Annotated in this window: 1 protein-coding gene and 1 pseudogene; both read left to right on the top strand. The window is 69.6% G+C overall.

The window, feature by feature from the left end:
• The first annotated feature begins 99 nt into the window (after positions 1–99).
• Positions 100–957 carry a purine-nucleoside phosphorylase gene (locus O9335_RS07830; protein ID WP_298386115.1) on the top strand — a complete coding sequence of 286 codons (858 nt, stop codon included), beginning with the start codon at positions 100–102 and terminating at the stop codon, positions 955–957.
• Positions 954–1,313, top strand: a pseudogene (locus O9335_RS07835) (deoxyribose-phosphate aldolase); the annotation flags it as partial. The gene O9335_RS07830 and the pseudogene O9335_RS07835, both read left to right, overlap by 4 nt.

Raw genomic sequence — 1,313 nt, forward strand, 5'->3', positions numbered from 1 at the left:
TGCTGGCGGTCAACGACGACGGGCAGCAGCAGCAATGGACGCTGGAGCAGTTGTTCCCCAACAGCTTCGGCCCCGATCACCTTTCCTGAAAGACTCCCCATGAGCAGTCCTTACCTGCAGGGCGACGCCCTGAACGCCGCCATTGCCGCTTGCGAAAGCACCCTGAAAGCCACCTTCGGTGACGCGCCCCGCGTGGCCGTGGTGCTGGGTTCTGGCTGGGCCAGTGCCTCCGAGCAACTTAGCGACGTCAAGCGCATCAGCTACGCCGAGCTGCCGGGCTGGCCGGTGCCCACGGTGGAAGGCCATGTGAACGAGTTGGTGGTGGGCACCACTCCCGGCGGCGCCCGGGTGGCCATGCTTCGCGGCCGCGCCCACACCTACGAGAGTGGTGACTGCACCGGGATGGCCGCGCCCATCCGCAGCCTCAAGGTCTGGGGCGTGCAAGCCCTGGTGCTCACCAACGCCAGCGGCAGCTTGCGCGCCGCCAACCCGCCGGGCAGCCTGGTGCTGGTCAGCGACCACCTCAATGCCCCCCAGCGCAGCCCCTTGGTGGGCCTTAGGGGGATGGACCGTTTTTGCGACATGAGTGCCGCATACGACGCCGAGTTCCGCCGCGCCGCCCTAGCGCTGGCCGCCGAGCGCGGCATGGCCCTGAACGAAGGGGTGTACTGCTGGGCGCTGGGCCCCCAATTTGAAACGCCGGCGGAAATCCGCATGTTCGCCGCTTGGGGGGCGGATGCGGTGGGCATGTCCACTGTGCCCGACACCATCCTGGCCCGCCACGCGGGTCTGCGTGTGGCCTGCCTGGCCCTGATTACCAACATGGCCGCCGGCATGAGCGATGAAGCTTTGACCCACGAACTGACCCTCAAGGAGGCCAAGGCCGGTGGTGCGCGTGCGTCCGGCTTCCTCAGCGCCTACCTCGACCGCCTGGCGGTGCTGCCCTCCCTGCAATGAATGCCCTGACGACCACGGCCCGCCAATTGCTGGCGGCGCTCGACCTCACCAGCCTCAACGATGGCGACACGCCGGCCACGGTGGCGGCCCTGTGCCAGCGCGCGCAGTCGCCCTTTGGCCCCGTGGCCGCCGTGTGCGTGTGGCCGCGCTTCGTGGCCCAGGCCCGAGCCAGCTTGCCGGCCGACATCCGCGTGGCCGCGGTGGCCAACTTCCCGGACGGCGCGCTGGACGTTGCGCGCGCCCTGGACGACATTGCCGCCATCGCGCAGGCCGGCGCGCAAGAGATCGACGTGGTGCTGCCCTACCGGGCGCTCGTGGCCGGCCAGGTGCAGGAGGTCGGTGAGTTCCTGGCCGAG

This window comes from Inhella sp. (genome assembly GCF_027532025.1).
GTDB lineage: Bacteria > Pseudomonadota > Gammaproteobacteria > Burkholderiales > Burkholderiaceae_C > Inhella.

What these genes read in the sequence shown, in the direction of transcription:
- O9335_RS07830 (WP_298386115.1), top strand. Translation starts at nt 100, where the DNA reads ATGAGCAGTCCTTACCTGCAGGGCGACGCCCTGAACGCCGCCATTGCC.